Origin of the sequence: Pseudomonas syringae, assembly GCF_001698815.1 — a bacterium.
Lineage (GTDB): Bacteria > Pseudomonadota > Gammaproteobacteria > Pseudomonadales > Pseudomonadaceae > Aquipseudomonas > Aquipseudomonas syringae_A.
The window spans coordinates 50,771-66,463 of sequence record NZ_LGSI01000049.1; the positions used below are offsets into that span (position 1 = coordinate 50,771).

The 15,693-nt window shown below is 60.7% G+C and carries 10 protein-coding genes and 1 pseudogene; 3 read left to right on the forward strand and 8 right to left on the reverse strand.

The window, feature by feature from the left end:
* The first annotated feature begins 2 nt into the window (after window positions 1–2).
* Window positions 3–941 (forward strand): AraC family transcriptional regulator, encoded by a 939-nt coding sequence (locus tag AFK24_RS15390; protein WP_065834020.1) that lies wholly within the window; start codon window positions 3–5, stop codon window positions 939–941.
* Between the two features lie 8 nt (window positions 942–949).
* Here AFK24_RS15390 and cobA read toward each other — a convergent pair whose 3' ends face one another.
* The 7 genes and pseudogenes from cobA to AFK24_RS15425 all read right to left on the reverse strand — a co-directional run bounded on the left by cobA (window position 950) and on the right by AFK24_RS15425 (window position 11,123).
* Complete coding sequence (gene cobA / locus AFK24_RS15395) at window positions 950–1,705, reverse strand: uroporphyrinogen-III C-methyltransferase (protein WP_065834021.1); 756 nt, start codon at window positions 1,703–1,705, stop codon at window positions 950–952.
* 12 nt (window positions 1,706–1,717) lie between these two features.
* Window positions 1,718–4,453: a nitrate reductase gene (locus AFK24_RS15400; RefSeq protein WP_065834022.1), complete on the reverse strand. Its 2,736-nt coding sequence runs from the start codon at window positions 4,451–4,453 to the stop codon at window positions 1,718–1,720.
* A gap of 32 nt (window positions 4,454–4,485) precedes the next feature.
* A pseudogene (locus tag AFK24_RS15405) lies at window positions 4,486–5,697 on the reverse strand (NAD(P)/FAD-dependent oxidoreductase); the annotation flags it as partial.
* Between the two features lie 368 nt (window positions 5,698–6,065).
* Window positions 6,066–7,718, reverse strand: coding sequence for a bifunctional protein-serine/threonine kinase/phosphatase (locus AFK24_RS15410; protein ID WP_065834085.1), 1,653 nt, complete (start codon window positions 7,716–7,718; stop codon window positions 6,066–6,068).
* Between the two features lie 8 nt (window positions 7,719–7,726).
* The gene (locus AFK24_RS15415) at window positions 7,727–8,938 is read right to left on the reverse strand and encodes a nitrate/nitrite transporter (RefSeq protein WP_065834023.1); all 1,212 of its coding nucleotides are present in this window, start codon (window positions 8,936–8,938) and stop codon (window positions 7,727–7,729) included.
* A gap of 386 nt (window positions 8,939–9,324) precedes the next feature.
* Window positions 9,325–9,900 (reverse strand): ANTAR domain-containing response regulator, encoded by a 576-nt coding sequence (locus tag AFK24_RS15420; protein ID WP_020290156.1) that lies wholly within the window; start codon window positions 9,898–9,900, stop codon window positions 9,325–9,327.
* 11 nt (window positions 9,901–9,911) lie between these two features.
* The gene (locus tag AFK24_RS15425) at window positions 9,912–11,123 is read right to left on the reverse strand and encodes a CmpA/NrtA family ABC transporter substrate-binding protein (RefSeq protein ID WP_065834024.1); all 1,212 of its coding nucleotides are present in this window, start codon (window positions 11,121–11,123) and stop codon (window positions 9,912–9,914) included.
* 306 nt (window positions 11,124–11,429) lie between these two features.
* Between AFK24_RS15425 and AFK24_RS15430 the strand changes: the two genes are divergently transcribed.
* Window positions 11,430–12,461, forward strand: a complete 1,032-nt coding sequence (locus AFK24_RS15430) for a quinone-dependent dihydroorotate dehydrogenase (RefSeq protein WP_065834025.1) — start codon at window positions 11,430–11,432, stop codon at window positions 12,459–12,461.
* 109 nt (window positions 12,462–12,570) lie between these two features.
* On the opposite strand, the gene rmf is transcribed toward AFK24_RS15430, so the two are convergent.
* Complete coding sequence (gene rmf / locus AFK24_RS29965; RefSeq protein WP_080290409.1) at window positions 12,571–12,786, reverse strand: ribosome modulation factor; 216 nt, start codon at window positions 12,784–12,786, stop codon at window positions 12,571–12,573.
* 597 nt (window positions 12,787–13,383) lie between these two features.
* Between rmf and rlmKL the strand changes: the two genes are divergently transcribed.
* Entirely contained in the window at window positions 13,384–15,654 is a 2,271-nt protein-coding gene (rlmKL, locus tag AFK24_RS15435) for a bifunctional 23S rRNA (guanine(2069)-N(7))-methyltransferase RlmK/23S rRNA (guanine(2445)-N(2))-methyltransferase RlmL (protein ID WP_065834026.1), read from the forward strand.
* Window positions 15,655–15,693 lie beyond the last annotated feature (39 nt).

Below are 15,693 nucleotides of genomic sequence, written 5' to 3' on the forward strand. Positions count from 1 at the left end.
TAATGAGTCAAGAGCACGATACGAAAGCGCGCATGATTGAGCTGATGGAACAGCTGGCGCCTGATGAAGGCTACAACCTGTCGGCACTGGATGATGTGCGCTTTCTACGCTCCAATCGGCCTTTGACGCGTACCCCGGTGCTTTATGAGCCGGGGATCGTGATCCTCTGTCAGGGTCGCAAACGCGGCTATCTCGGCGATGAAATCTACCTTTACGATGCCCAGCATTACCTGGTGGTTTCGGTGCCGGTGCCGTTCACCATGGAAACCGACGCCAGCGCTGAAGAGCCGATGCTGGCGGTGTATCTGCGTCTGGATTTCAATCTTGCTGCGCAATTGATGCTGCAAGTCGATGAGGGCAAAGGCGCCACTCAGGCGCAGCCCAAAGGCATGTACTCCTCGCCCATGGAGGATTCGCTCAGGCACTCCACGCTGCGCTTTCTCGAAGCCATGGCCGACACGACCGAGGCGCGGATTCTCGGCGCTTCACTGCTGCGGGAGATTTATTACCGAATCATCTGCGGCGAGCAGGGCGGCTCGCTGCGCGCCGCGCTGAACAGCCAGGGACAATTTGGCAAGATCACCAAGGCGATTCAGCGTATTCACGCCTTTTATCAGGAGCCGCTCGACGTGGACTGCCTGGCGAAAGAGGCGGGCATGAGTTCGTCCAGCTTCCACTCGCACTTTCGCGCGGTCACTGATACTTCGCCCATGCAGTACCTGAAATCTACGCGCCTGCATCAGGCGCGGCTGTTGATGCTGCGCAGCGACATGACCGCCGCAATCGCCGGTTTCAGTGTCGGCTATGAAAGCCCGTCGCAGTTCAGCCGCGAATTCAAACGCTTCTTCGGTCTCACGCCGCACAGCGAAGTGGCGCGCATCCGGCGTAGTTACGCCTTGCCCGCACCCACATCACCGTCGATTTACGTGTCTTCTCACTGACAACCGCATCAACCGACACTGGCCTGGGTTTGCAGCCAGTCCGCCATGTCTGCCTGATCGGCAGCAGCCACCGCGCCGATCACCAGAATCGCCGGGCTTTTCAGTTGGAAGGTCACCGCGTCGCGCTGCATGTCGGCCAGGGAACTGCGGCATTCGCGCTGCTGCGGCAAGGAAGCATTTTCGATCATCGCCACCGGCGTATGCGCGGCGAGGCCGCCGGCCAGCAGGCTGTCACGGATTTCCGCCAGCTTTGCCACGCCCATGTACACCACTAATGTGGTGCCGGTCTGCGCCAGCGCCTGCCAATTCAGACTGCTGTCATCCTGGGTATGAGCGGTGACCAGCGTCACGCCGCGACTGATGCCGCGCAACGTCAGCGAGATGCCGCACTGAGTCGCACCGGCCAGGCCTGCGGTGATGCCATTGACCAGTTCGACCTCGACATCCCGCGCGCGCAGCCAGTCGGCTTCTTCGCCGCCGCGCCCGAAAATGCACGGATCGCCGCCCTTGAGGCGCACCACGCATTTGCCCTGGCGCACGTAACGCAGCATCAGACGATGGATGAATGCCTGCGGGGTCGAGCGACAGCCGCCGCGTTTGCCGACCGGAATAATCCGCGCGTTCGGGCAATGTTCAAGCACGGCGGTATTGACCAGATCGTCGATCAGCACCACATCTGCTTCCCGCAACGCCCGCACGGCCTTGAGAGTGAGTAACTCCGGATCACCGGGACCTGCGCCCACCAGCCAGACTTTTGCACTCATGCTGCTCACCTCTTAAATGATCGCGACCGCTGTCAGCAGCCGTTTGATTTCTGGCACGCAGGAGCCGCACATGCTGCCGCAGCCCAGTTGTTTCTTCAATTGACCCAAGTCCAGGCCTTGAGCGATACCGGCAACAATTGCCCCTTCACTGACGTTCATGCAGTTGCACAAAATCTTGCCGCCGCGCGTTGGCGTCGAGCTCGCGCCCGGCGGCGTACTCAGCGGCGCCAGCAACCAACGCCGCAAGTTGTCGTTGAGGCTGCCTTTGAGCCATTGGTTTTGCAGCCAGTGGCGAGCCAGGGTTTCCCCCGCCAGCCGCACGGCAGTGATCCGCCCGTTTTCGAGGCGTACACGCTTGCCGATGGAGCGCTTCGGGTCGTCATAGGCCATGACCGGCCCTTCATTGAGGCCGAGTATCCGGTCGATTTCCTGCAGCAGATCGGGTTCTGGTGCTGCGGCGTTGGCGGCGTTGATCACCAGCCCCGGACGTTCCCGACCGGCCAGCCCCAGGCTGACGTAATCGAAGGCTTCGCACAGCGGGCGCAATGCCGTCAGTAATGTCTGCACATCGCCTTCGATCAGCACGAAGAGTTTCCAGGGCAGGTCAATTTTGTCGATGCGTACACCTGAATGCTTCAACTCCGGCTGCTTGGACAGCGGATCGAATGCCGGCTGGGTCAGCAGGTTGACCCCGCCCTTGAGAAAGCGATCGCCCCAATGCATGGGCAAAAAAGCTTGTCCCGAGCGCAGGCTGTCGTCGCTGCCAACCGGCACCACGATGCTGCCGCGTCGGCTGGTCAGGCTCACCAGATCGCCCGGCTGCAGGCGGTGTCGATTCAGTTCGTCAGGATGCAGGCCCAGAACCGCTTCGCTGACATGGCCAAACAGGCGCGCAGCCGTGCCTGTGCGGCTCATGCCATGCCATTGGTCACGTAGGCGCCCCGTGTTGAGGGTCAGCGGATAGCGCGCGTCACGCAGCTCGCTGGGCGCACGATAGGCGTCGGCAACAAATCGGGCGCGGCCGGACGGCGTAGGGAAAATCCCGTCCGCATACAATCGTGCCGTGCCGAGGGTTGCGCCTTGAGGGTACGGCCATTGCTGCGGGCCAGTCTGGTCGAGGATCGCGTAGCTGATGCCGGACAAGTCCAGATCGCGGCCCTGAGTCAGGACTTTGTATTCATCGAACAGCGCTTGCGGCCGGGCAAACTCGAACAGCGTAGGCGCGTCGGGTTGCAGTCGGGCTTGCAGACGGCGGGCGAAATCCACAGTGATCGCCCAATCCGGCCGCGCTGCGCCGGGTGCCGGAATCGCCCGGCGAACATGGGAAATACGCCGCTCGGAATTGGTCACCGTGCCTTCTTTTTCGCCCCAACTGGCGGCGGGCAGCAGCAGGTCGGCAAAGCGCGCCGTTTCAGTGGTGCGAAAGGCTTCCTGCAGGACCACGAACGGGCAGGTGGTCAGGGCTTGCTGGACTTTATGTTGATCCGGCAACGATTGGGCGGGGTTGGTGCAGGCGATCCACAAGGCCTTGATCTTGCCGGCCTGTACCTGCTCGAACAGTTCGATGGCTGACAGCCCCGGTGCTTCCGGCAGGCTGTCGACTCCCCAGTATTCGGCGACTTCGGCGCGATGCTCGGGGCTGCTGGCTTCCCGATGTCCGGGCAACAGGTTGGACAGACTGCCGGTTTCCCGGCCGCCCATGGCGTTGGGCTGACCCGTCAGGGAGAAAGGTCCGGCACCGGGCCGGCCAATTTGCCCGGTCGCCAGATGCAGATTGATCAGTGCGCTGTTTTTCGCGCTGCCGGACGTGGATTGATTCAGACCCATGCACCACAACGACAGGAAGCTCGGCGCCTGCCCGACCCAGCGCGCGCAGGTCTGCAATTGCGCGACGGACACGCCGCACAGCTCTGCAACCCGCTGCGGTGGGTAATCGTGGACCAGGGCTTTGAGCTCGGCATAGCCTTCGGTGTGGGTGTCGATGAAGTCGCGGTCGATCCAGCCTTCCCAGAGCAGCAGATGCAGGATGCCGTGAAACAGGGCGACATCGGTTCCCGGCTGAATCGCCAGATGCAGATCGGCCAGCTCGCAGGTGTCGGTGCGACGCGGGTCGATGACGATGATTTTCATGTCCGGGCGGCTGCTTTTGGCGGCTTCAAGACGCCGAAACAGGATCGGATGCGCGTAGGCCATGTTGCTGCCGACGATCAGCACGCAATCACTGAGTTCGATGTCCTCGTAGCTGCACGGCGGCGCATCCGCACCCAGGCTGCGTTTGTAACCCACCACGGCGGAGGACATGCACAGGCGCGAATTGCTGTCGATATTGTTGGTGCCGACCAGGGCGCGAGCCAGCTTGTTGAACGCGTAATAGTCTTCAGTCAGCAGTTGCCCGGAAATGTAGAACGCCACGCTGTCCGGGCCGTGTTCGGCGATGGTCCGGGCGAACACCTCGGCAGCGTGATCCAGCGCGGTATCCCAGTCGGTCACGCTGCGGGCCAGTGATTTGCCCAGGCGCAATTCCGGATACAAGGCTCGGGCACTGAGATCACCGGTCAGGTGCAGGCTTGAACCTTTGCTGCACAATTTGCCGAAGTTGGCCGGATGCTGTGGATCGCCACTGACGCCGAGGATTTTATCTTCGTCATGCTCGATCAATACACCGCAGCCCACGCCGCAATAACAGCAGGTCGATGCGGTGACTTGAGTCAGAGATGGGGTCTGGACCTCGGTCTCGGTCAGGCGCATAACGCAATACCCATATTTACACCGGTGGCAGCGCCCAGGCTGTGTTCGCCGAACATCAAGTGATCGCGGCTGTTACCAATGCATCGTCCTTCGCGAATCTGCCGCAGGTACCAGCCGCCATCCGCAGTGTCGCCGTACAGGCAGGCGCCCACCAGCAGGTCGTTCTTGATCACCAGTTTCTTGTAGCTGCCGCTGATGGGGTCGCGAAGGGTGATGCTTTCGGTGCCGTCGCCACCCATGAAGTCGCCAGCGGAAAACAGGTCGATGCCGGTGACTTTCAGTTTGGTCGAGGTCACCGAGCCCTTGTAGCTGGCAAAGCCCAACTGCGCGAGATGGTTGGCGCAGACCTTGGCTTGTTCGAACAGCGGCGCGACCAGGCCGTAGGCCGTTCCCCGATGGCTGGCGCATTCGCCGATGGCGTAGATCCGTGGATCGAAGGTCTGCAGGGTGTCGCTGACCAGAATGCCTCGGTCACACGGGATGCCCGCCTGTTCGGCCAGCTCGATGGCGGGGCGCACGCCGGCAGCCATCACCACCAGGTCCGCAGGCACAACGTCGTCGTTGGAGAACTGCACGGCCTTGACCCGACCTTCGCCGTCGTCGAGCAACGCCTTGGTTTGCTCGCCAAGACGAAACTTCAGGCCGCGCTCTTCAAGGGCGTGCTGCAGCAATTGCGCCGAGGTCTGGTCCAGCTGGCGCTCCAGCAGCCACTTGCCAATGTGCACCACTGTGACGTCCATCCCGCGCAGCTTCAGGCCGTTGGCAGCTTCAAGCCCCAACAGACCGCCGCCAATGACCACGGCATGTTTATGGGTACGTGCGGTGTGAATCATCTGCTGCGTGTCGGCAATGTCCCGATAGCCAATGACGCCATCCAGGGTGTTGCCGGGAATCGGCGGAATGAACGGTTTGGAGCCGGTGGCGATCAGCAGGCGGTCGTAATGCGCCTGAGTGCCATCGTCGGCGGTGACGATTCGTTTCGTGCGATCGATCTTCACCACGCTGCGGTTGAGCAGCAATTTGATGTTGTTGCTCAGGTACCAATCCAGATCGTTGAGCACGATTTCATCGAATTTCTGCTCGCCGGCCAGCACGGGTGAAAGCAGGATGCGATTGTAATTTGGGTGCGGCTCGGCGCCGAACACGGTGATGTCGTACAGGTCGTCGCTCAGCTTGAGCAGCTCTTCCAGAGTTCGCACCCCGGCCATGCCATTGCCGATCATCACCAGTTTGAGTTTTTTCATGTTGCCTCCGAGATCCACCATGGGCGCGCTCGACAAAATCCGTGCAAACAAAAAAGGCGTCCCGCTAGTTACCTAGCGAGGACGCCTTTGTCCGATCCCGTTATCTCGGGAAGCCCGGGCCTTCGTCGTTGAAGGTCAGGGCTAAATGTGAGTTGCTTGAGATGGGATATGCATGGGTTGTGCCAGATTGTATAGATGAGTGGTACGGAGTTCGTTGGAGCGAGGCTTGCCCGCGAAGGCGTCGGTTCAGCTGAGAATATGTCAGCAGAGAAACCGATTCGCGGGCAAGCCTCGCTCCAATGGAATCTCCAACGGGATGGCGCAGGTTCCCGCTTTGGTGCACCTCGCACCGAAGCGGGGCGCAATGCTCAGTGGCGCAACAGCCAGATAATCAGGATCAGGTTCACCAGCAACGACACCAGCGCCAACGTGCGCCATACCTTGAGCGGCTCGCGTTCCAGCAGCGGCCGATGCTGGACCACCGGCCGGTGTTCAGCCTGTTCCAGTTGCAGCAGCCATTGTTCCGCCGTTTCGTAGCGTGAATCCGGCTCGGCGTGCAGTGCCTGTTGCAGGCTGTGATCCAGCCAGTCCGGAACATCCGGCCTATAGCGGCTGGCGGGAACCGGGGTGCCGAAGCGCCGATGTTGGAATGCCTCTATTTCGCCGTAAGGATAATGGCCTGTCAGGAGGTAATAGAGTGTGACGCCGACAGCGTACAAGTCCTGCTGTGGACCGGGTTCTGCGCCGTTGAAAGCCTCGGGCGCAATAAAACTCGGGGTGCCGGGCAGTTCGTCAGCCGGCGCTGACAGACCGGGGCAATACGCTAGCCCGAAATCCAGCAGGCGCAATTCGCCGTCGTCATCAAGCAGCAGGTTTTCCGGTTTGATGTCGCGATGAATGATATTGCGCCGATGCAGCAAACCCACGGCGCGCAAAAGGCGTGTCGCCAGATCCTGCCAGTGCGCGACGGAAACAGGACCGCTGAGCGCAAACAGCTCGGCCAGCGTGCGGCCACCGTGCTCGCGCATCAGGTAATACAGATGCTGACGATCCGGGGCAGGATGAAGTTCGGGAAAGTAACGCCCGGCCACCCGGCGCAGAAACCATTCTTCCAGCAACAGGCTTTGCCCTGCGTTGGTCTCGTCATGCCGATTGGCTGGCAGGGTTTTCAAGAGCCAACGCTGACCGAGCGGGTCGCGGACCCGATAGAGCAATGACTGCCGCGATTCCGCCAGCAGACTGACCACTTCAAAGCCCTCGAAACGCTGACCGGCTTTCAGCGCTGGCGGCAGCGGCCATTGCTGAAGCTGCACCAGCGTATCGCCGAGATCGTCCTGGCCCAGCTTATCGATGTGGATCAGCAGGGCGCTGGCGTTATCCTGACTGCCTGCCAGATGCGCAGCATTGACCAGGGTCTGCACCGCGCTGTCGAGATCGTCCTGTTCGGTGAGAATCGAGCGGATGCTGGCATCGCCCAGCGTGGCCCAAACCCCATCACTGACCAGCAGCAGCCGCTCACCTTCACGCAGTTCGCCGTCCAGGTAATCCATGACCACGTACTGATCCAGCCCGAGTGCGCGCTTGAGCACATGCTGCATGTCCGGTTGTTCCCAGACGTGGTCCTCGCTAATGCGCTGCAATTCACCCCGGTGCCAGCGATAGGCCCGGCAATCACCGACGTGGGCCAGGGTAAAACGGCGGCCGCGCAACACCAGCGCGCTCAGGGTGGTCAGCAAGCCATTGGCCAGCAGCCAGCGATTCTGCGCCAGCAGCAGACGGTCCAGCGACTGGGCGATGCCCCAGGTTTCCGGCGTGGAGTAATAGTCCAGCGCCAGGGCCTGCAAGGTGGATTGCGCCGCCAGTGCGCCATCGACGCACTGGCTGACGCCATCGGCAACCGCAAACAGGTAACCCTTGCTGGCGGCGAGCGCCGGGACCGGTGTCACCAGGCGCAGAGCGTCCTGGTTTTCCGGTCGCGGGCCACTGGCGCTGCACTGGGCGAAACTCAGTTGCAGACTCATTGCCAACCTCAGACGCGGGCGGCGGTAACCGCGGCCGAACCCCAAGTAGTTCTCCAGCGACGCTTGACGTTGAGCAGGCCGAACCAGGCCAGGACGCCAAGGAAGGCGAACAGCCACAGGCCGAGCTGGTAGTCACCGGTGTTTTGCTTGATTGCACCCAGGCCGGCTGCCAGCAGGAAGCCACCGATGCCGCCGGCCATGCCGATCAGGCCGGTCATGACCCCGATTTCCTTACGGAAACGTTGTGGAACCAGCTGGAATACCGCGCCGTTACCCGCGCCCAGACCGAGCATGGCCGCGACGAACAGGGCCAATGCCGCCCACGAGCTGGGCAGGTTGAAGCCTACGGCAGCGATGCAGATGGCGGCTACGGCGTACATGCCGGACAAGGTGCGAATCCCGCCGAATCGATCGGCAAGCGCGCCGCCCAATGGGCGCATCAGACTGCCGCCGAAGACGCAGGCAGCGGTGTAGTAACCGGCGGTGACCGGGCTCAGGCCGTATTGATCGTTGAAGTAGCCGGGCAGGGCACTGGCCAGGCCGATGAAACCACCAAAGGTAACGCTGTAGAAAAACATGAACCACCAGCTGTCACGATCACCCAATGCCTTGAGATAGTCGGCCATGGACTTGGGCTTGGAGCGTTCTGGTGCATTGCGTGCCATCAGGCAGAAGGCAATCAGCGTCAAGACCAATGGGATGACGGCAAAGCCGAACACGTTGCTCCAGCCGAATGCCATGGCCAGGACAGGTGCAATCAACGCGGCCAAAACCGTACCGGAATTGCCCGCACCGGCGATGCCCATGGCCTTGCCCTGATGCTCGGCCGGGTACCATTGCGAGGCCAGCGGCAGGGCGACAGCGAATGAAGCGCCCGCCATACCGAGGAACAGGCCGAGAATCAGGGCCTGCTCATAACTGTGAATACCCAGTTTCCAGGCGCCGAACAAGGCGCAAATGACGATGACCTGACCGATGATGCCGGCGGTTTTCGGCGACAGTTGATCAGCCAGCAAACCCATTACGAAGCGCAGCACGGCGCCAGCCAGAATCGGCGTTGCCACCATCAGGCCGCGTTGTTGCGTGGTCAGGTGCAAGTCGGCAGCGATCTGCACGGCCAAGGGGCCAAGCAGGTACCAGACCATGAAGCTCAGGTCGAAATACAGGAAGGCAGCGAACAGAGTCGGTTTGTGGCCGGCTTTCCAGAAACTTGTATTCATTGAACACCTCATCTGCATAAAGGAAGTCTGTCGGTTCGTGAACTACAGCGGGCGAAGACCTGCAGGTGGAGCATCCATAACTTCGGTGGCTCCACCGGCCCCAATCACTGGGGCCAAAACGCAAAAAACGCCGCAACCCGATTCGCGTTGGCGAAAGAGGTGTGCGACGTCTTTGTCGTGAGTGGGGCAACCGCCGTTGGCTACCTGTGTGATTAGCTAAGCAAAAGCTGGGCCATCGTCTGACCGGGAGCGTGAATTCGATGCTGTAGGAGCGAATTTATTCGCGAAGGGACCAGCGCATTCGATACACATCTGTCTGCGGTAAAATTGCCTTCGTGGATGAATCCGCTCCCACGGTCCCCGTCTCTGTGTTCTGTGTGTGGCCTTTACCCCAGCAGCTCGCTCATGGCGATGATCTGTTCGGCCACCTGGATCAGTTTCTGCTGCCTGCTCATGGCCTGGCGGCGCATCAGGGTGTAGGCCTCTTCTTCCTTGCAGTCCTTCATTTTCATCAGCAGGCCCTTGGCCAGTTCGATGCGTTTGCGTTCAGCCAATTGCTGATCGCGTGCCTGAAGTTGGGCACGCAAGGCTTGATCGCTCTCAAATCGTGCCATGGCGACATCGAGGATGGGCTGCAGGCGCTGGGCAAGAATACCCTCGACGATGTAAGCGCTGACCCCGGACTTGATCGCCTGGCGCATCACGTCGGGGTCGTGCTCGTCGGTGAACATCACGATAGGGCGCGGCTGGTCACGGCTGACCAGCACCACCTGCTCCATGACGTCGCGGCCCGGGGATTCGGTGTCGATGAGGATCACGTCGGGGCGCACCGCTTCAACCCGTGCGGGCAAGTCGATGATCAGTCCGGACTCGTCGATGACTTCAAATCCCGCTTCGGAGAGCGCCGCTTTCAGGCGTCCGACTTTTTTCGGTGTGTCGTTGATCAACAGGATACGTAGCATGATTGCGGCCCTCAGCGACTGACAACGGCGGGGGCGGTATCGGCCAGCGCGTGCAGCTTGAAGCTGCGCGCGTAGCCCGCCGGGTCGCTGCCGTCCCAGACTTTGCCGTCGATCAACTGGCTGCTGCGCATGGCCGAAGCGGCTACTTCAATGCCCACTTCACCCGCCGCCCGGCGATACAACTCCAGTTGGTGAACGCTCGTGGCGACCGACAGATAGTCCGGGTCTTCGCGCAGCAAGCCCCAGCGGCGGAATTGGGTCATGAACCACATGCCATCGGACAGGTAAGGCAGGTTCACTTCGCCGCCGCCATGAAAGCGCAGGGCATGGTTATCCTGCCATTTATTGCCCAGCCCATCGCTGTATTCCCCGAGCAAGCGCGGCTCGATGCAGCTGGCCGGCGCATCCAGATAGTCTTTGCCACTGAGCAGCTGCGCGGTGCTGCGGCGGTTTTCCTGATTTTCTTCGATGAAACGGCTGGCCTCCAGAACCGCCTTGACCAGCGCGCGCGCGGTGTTGGGGTTCTGTTCGACGAACTCGCGGGTGCAACCCAGGACTTTCTCCGGGTGATCCGGCCAGATCGCCTGGCTGGTCGCGAAAGTGAAACCCAGCTGCTGCTGCACGGCACTGGCCCCCCAGGGTTCGCCGACGCAGAAGCCGTCGATACGCCCGGCTTGCAGATGCGCAACCATTTGCGGTGGCGGCACGACAACGCTGGTCACGTCGTGAAGTGGATGAATGCCTTGGCTGGCCAGCCAGTAATACAACCACATCGCATGATTGCCGGTGGGGAAGGTCTGGGCGAAGGTCAGCTTTGGGCCGCTTTGGTGCGCGCGCCGGTCCAGTGCCTCAGGAGTGATCACGCCTGCGTCTTGCAGCGGGCGCGACAGGTTGATGCTCTGGCCGTTCTGGTTCAGACCCATCAATACCGCCATGTCCGTCGCGGGACCGCCGCCGATACCCAGTTGCACGGCATAGATCAGACCGTAAAGACTGTGGGCTGCATGCAGCTCCCCGCTAACCAGCTTGTCACGCAAGCTGGCCCAGGAAGCCTGGCGCTTGAGATTGAGGGTCAGGCCATAAGGCTGGGCGAACCCCTGAGTGGCGGCCACCACCAACGATGCACTGTCGGACAACGCCATGAAGCCCAGGTCGAGGCTGTTCATCTCTGGCGCGTCGCTGCCATTCACCCAGGCGAGCGGGTCGTTCGTGGAGGTATTCATAAGCGTGTCTTCCTTTCCGGAAAAGCCTGTCTCGGGAGCGTTTGTGCCTGGCCCGATGACGGGATCTTCCATAAAAAAAGCGTCGTTCAAGCCGTTGCATAAAGCAAGGACGAAAACGACGCCATTGTCTGTGCCGCGCTCCACCGTTGGAACGAGTGCTGATGACTGTTCCAAGCAAGCGATATGCCAGCGCGAGCGCCCGCCGCGACGCCGTCCTGTTAAAAGCTGATCGCATGCCTCGCGCCCGCCCGCCCAGGCGTCTATAATCGCCGCCCTGAATTCAGCTTCGACGAGTCGCGCCCGCCCATGTATAACCTGGCCCGCCAGTTACTGTTCAAACTTTCCCCGGAAACCTCCCATGACCTGTCGCTGGACCTGATTGGTGCCGGCGGACGCCTGGGGCTCAACCGCCTGCTGAGCAAGGCGCCTGCGCGCCTGCCGGTGACTGTCATGGGGCTGGAGTTTCCCAATCCGGTCGGGCTGGCGGCAGGGCTGGACAAGAACGGCGCGGCCATCGACGGTTTCGCCCAGCTGGGTTTCGGCTTTGTTGAAATCGGCACCGTCACGCCGCGTCCACAGCCGGGCAATCCGAAACCACGGATCTTTCGCCTGCCGCACGCCGAGGCGATCATCAATCGCATGGGCTTCAATAATCTGGGCGTCGATCATCTGATCAGCCGGGTTCAGGCTGCGAAATACACCGGTATCCTGGGCATCAATATCGGCAAGAATTTCGATACGCCGGTCGAGCGCGCCGTGGATGACTATCTGATTTGCCTGGACAAGGTTTACGCCCACGCCAGCTATGTCACGGTCAATGTCAGCTCGCCCAACACGCCGGGGCTGCGCAGCCTGCAGTTCGGCGATTCGCTCAAGCAACTGCTGGAAGCCTTGAGCATCCGTCAGCAGGCGCTGACCCAGTTGCATGGCAAGCGCGTGCCGTTGGCGATCAAGATCGCTCCGGACATGACTGATGAAGAAACCGTGCTGGTTGCCGCCGCGCTGATCGAATCCGGCATGGACGCCGTCATCGCCACCAACACCACACTCAGCCGCCAGGGCGTTGAAGGCTTGCCCCACGGTGACGAAGCGGGCGGGTTGTCAGGTGCGCCGGTTCGCGAGAAGAGCACGCATACGGTGAAGATCCTGGCTGGCGAACTGGCCGGGCGTCTGCCGATCATCGCTACGGGCGGCATCACACAAGGCAGGCACGCGGCTGAGAAAATCGCCGCCGGTGCCAGTCTGGTGCAGATCTACTCCGGCTTTATCTATAAAGGCCCGGCACTGATTCGCCAATCGGTGGACGCCATCGCGGCAATGCCCAAACGTCAGGCATAAAAAAGGGGCTCCTGAGGAGCCCCTGGGCTTTCGCCCCGCGCCCGGATAGGACGCGCCTGGTTAGGTCATTTTTTTCAGAGATTTGCTGGACTGGTCGGAAGTTACCTGATTACCCGACCGCGTGAAGTTCGTTGAGTCTGTGGATTCCCGCAGTGCCGGTCATACCGTCCCAGTTGTCGCCGCGTCCTTCTCGCCAACCATTGATCCACGCTTGGCGTACTGACGGTAGAGTAAAAGGGCAAAGCTCACGGGATTTTCCATGAACACCAAATTGATATCCGCGTAAAAATGCTCTTTCCAACGGATCACGCTTAAGTCTTCTCATAGGGTGTTGCCCTCGTTTGTTGACTGTAATGTCCCTGGGACCTCGTGCTGAGGTCGGGCAGAAAATTTTCTGCCGTTGGTACCCGCTGCCGGCGTCGCGGGCTTGGTGTCGTTACCGTTGCAGTAACAACCTGAGATGAGTTCTAACCAATGGATTGGACGCTGTGAATGATCGTTTTGTCATAAGCACGTAACATTTGTGACCTCAGGGACATAAGCGCTAAGGTGTTTCAAACTTGATATTTTCTACAAGCCCGCAATGTCGAGGGTTTCGGCGCAAGCTGAGACAGGTTCTCAAGTGCGGGTGATGGCTGAATGCATTCAGAGGCTTTTCGACGAAGGGTCACGATGTGACTTTTTATTACGGCAGTTGTCATGCTGAATGGGTGTCTTTCAGACCAATGTCTTTTGGCCATTGCGGGCTGAAGGGCAGACAGATTGGATTCAAGGTAAAAACTGCCGCATTGACGTCATAACCTCATGCGGTGGACCGGCACAATGTGTGTGCCACGCAGGCGTTCTCCAAGAAAGACGCTTGTTTTAAATCTGGTTGGGCAATGCGTTGCCCGCCGCTTATGGCTACGGCCCTGGAATATTCATGTCCGAACGTTACGAACTTTTCCTCACTTGTCCAAAAGGCCTCGAAGGCCTGCTGTCTGAGGAAGCCACCGCGCTAGGCCTTGAGGAGACCCGGGAACACACCTCGGCCATCCGTGGTATCGCTACCATGGAAACCGCCTATCGGTTATGCCTGTGGTCGCGCTTGGCCAACCGTGTGCTGCTGGTGCTCAAGCGCTTCCCGATGAAAGACGCTGAAGACCTGTATCACGGCGTCCTGGATATCGACTGGCAGGATCATCTTGAAGCCGATGGTTCGCTGGCGGTGGAGTTCAGCGGTAACGGTTCGGGTATTGATAACACCCACTTTGGCGCCTTGAAGGTCAAGGATGCCATTGTCGACAAATTGCGTACGCCGGATGGTCTGCGGCCTTCTGTCGACAAGCTCAATCCCGATCTGCGGGTGCATTTGCGCCTGGATCGCGGCGAAGCAATTCTGTCCCTGGACTTGTCCGGTCACAGCCTGCACCAGCGTGGCTATCGCTTGCAGCAAGGCGCCGCGCCGCTCAAGGAAAACCTCGCAGCAGCGATCCTGATCCGTGCCGGCTGGCCGCGCATTGCCGCTGAAGGTGGCGCGCTGGCTGACCCGATGTGCGGCGTGGGCACCTTCCTGGTGGAAGCGGCCATGATGGCTGCCGACATCGCGCCCAACCTCAAGCGCGAGCGTTGGGGTTTTTCGGCATGGCTGGGACACGTCCCGGCGCTGTGGACCAAGTTGCATGACGATGCGCTGGCTCGCGCTCAGGCCGGTCTGGCCAAACCGCCGCTGTGGATTCGCGGCTATGAAGCTGACCCACGCCTGATCCAGCCGGGGCGTAATAACATCGAGCGCGCGGGTTTGAGTGACTGGATCAAGGTCTATCAGGGCGAAGTCGCCACCTTCGAGCCGCGCCCGGACCAGAACCAGAAAGGCCTGGTGATCTGCAACCCTCCGTACGGCGAGCGTCTGGGTGATGAGGCAAGCCTGCTTTATCTTTACCAGAACCTCGGCGAACGTCTGCGTCAGGCCTGTCTGAACTGGGAGGCGGCGGTGTTTACCGGCGCTCCGGATCTGGGCAAGCGCATGGGGATCCGCAGCCACAAGCAATATGCATTCTGGAACGGCGCTTTGCCGTGCAAGCTGCTGTTGATCAAAGTGCTTCCCGACCAGTTCGTCACCGGCGAGCGGCGCACTGCCGAGCAGCGCCAGATCGAGCGTGAGCAGGTCGAGCCCGAGGATACCGGCGCGCTGGAAGCTCCAGGCAAATACGAGAAGTACAACAAGAATGGCAACCCGATCAAACCGGCTCCAGTGGTTGTCGAGCAGCCGCGCTTGAGCGAAGGCGGGCAGATGTTCGCCAACCGCTTGCAGAAGAACCTCAAGCAGCTGGGCAAGTGGGTCCGTCGCGAAGGGATCGATTGCTATCGCGTCTACGATGCCGACATGCCGGAATATTCCCTGGCCATCGACCTGTATCACGATTGGGTTCACGTTCAGGAATACGCCGCGCCCAAGTCCATCGATCCGGAGAAAGCCTCGGCGCGCCTGTTCGATGCGCTGGCGGCCATTCCCCAAGCGTTGAACATCGACAAGAGCCGTGTGGTGATCAAGCGTCGCGAGCGCCAGAGCGGCACCAAACAGTACGAGCGGCAAAGTGCCCAGGGCCAGTTCCGGGAAGTCAGCGAAGGCGGTGTCAAGCTGCTGGTGAACCTGACTGACTACCTGGACACCGGCCTGTTCCTCGACCACCGTCCGATGCGTATGCGCATCCAGCGTGAAGCGGCGGGCAAGCGTTTCCTCAATCTGTATGCCTATACCGCAACGGCCAGCGTGCATGCGGCCAAGGGCGGCGCGCGCAGTACCACCAGCGTCGATTTGTCCAAGACATATCTGGATTGGGCGCGGCGCAACCTGTCGCTGAACGGCTTCTCTGACAAGAACCGTCTGGAGCAGGGTGATGTGATGGCGTGGCTGGAAGCATGTCGTGAGGAATACGACCTGATCTTCATTGATCCGCCAACGTTCTCCAACTCCAAGCGCATGGAAGGGATCTTCGACGTGCAGCGTGATCAGGTGCAATTGCTCGATCTGGCCATGGCGCGTCTTGCGCCCGGTGGCGTGCTGTATTTCTCCAACAACTTCCGCAAGTTCGTGCTCGATGAGAATCTCGGCGAGCGTTATGCCGTGGAGGAAATCACTGCCCAGACCGTGGACCCGGACTTCGCTCGTAACGGCAAGATCCACCGCGCCTGGAAAATCATGGCTCGCTAAGCGCGAGTGATGTGCATTGCGTACGAATCCATCGTGCGC

What these genes read in the sequence shown, in the direction of transcription:
- AFK24_RS15390 (WP_065834020.1), top strand. Translation starts at nt 3, where the DNA reads ATGAGTCAAGAGCACGATACGAAAGCGCGCATGATTGAGCTGATGGAA.
- AFK24_RS15415 (WP_065834023.1), bottom strand. Translation starts at nt 8,938, where the DNA reads ATGAATACAAGTTTCTGGAAAGCCGGCCACAAACCGACTCTGTTCGCT.
- AFK24_RS15420 (WP_020290156.1), bottom strand. Translation starts at nt 9,900, where the DNA reads ATGCTACGTATCCTGTTGATCAACGACACACCGAAAAAAGTCGGACGC.
- AFK24_RS15410 (WP_065834085.1), bottom strand. Translation starts at nt 7,718, where the DNA reads ATGAGTCTGCAACTGAGTTTCGCCCAGTGCAGCGCCAGTGGCCCGCGA.
- AFK24_RS15430 (WP_065834025.1), top strand. Translation starts at nt 11,430, where the DNA reads ATGTATAACCTGGCCCGCCAGTTACTGTTCAAACTTTCCCCGGAAACC.
- AFK24_RS15400 (WP_065834022.1), bottom strand. Translation starts at nt 4,453, where the DNA reads ATGCGCCTGACCGAGACCGAGGTCCAGACCCCATCTCTGACTCAAGTC.
- rmf (WP_080290409.1), bottom strand. Translation starts at nt 12,786, where the DNA reads ATGAGAAGACTTAAGCGTGATCCGTTGGAAAGAGCATTTTTACGCGGA.
- AFK24_RS15425 (WP_065834024.1), bottom strand. Translation starts at nt 11,123, where the DNA reads ATGAATACCTCCACGAACGACCCGCTCGCCTGGGTGAATGGCAGCGAC.
- rlmKL (WP_065834026.1), top strand. Translation starts at nt 13,384, where the DNA reads ATGTCCGAACGTTACGAACTTTTCCTCACTTGTCCAAAAGGCCTCGAA.
- cobA (WP_065834021.1), bottom strand. Translation starts at nt 1,705, where the DNA reads ATGAGTGCAAAAGTCTGGCTGGTGGGCGCAGGTCCCGGTGATCCGGAG.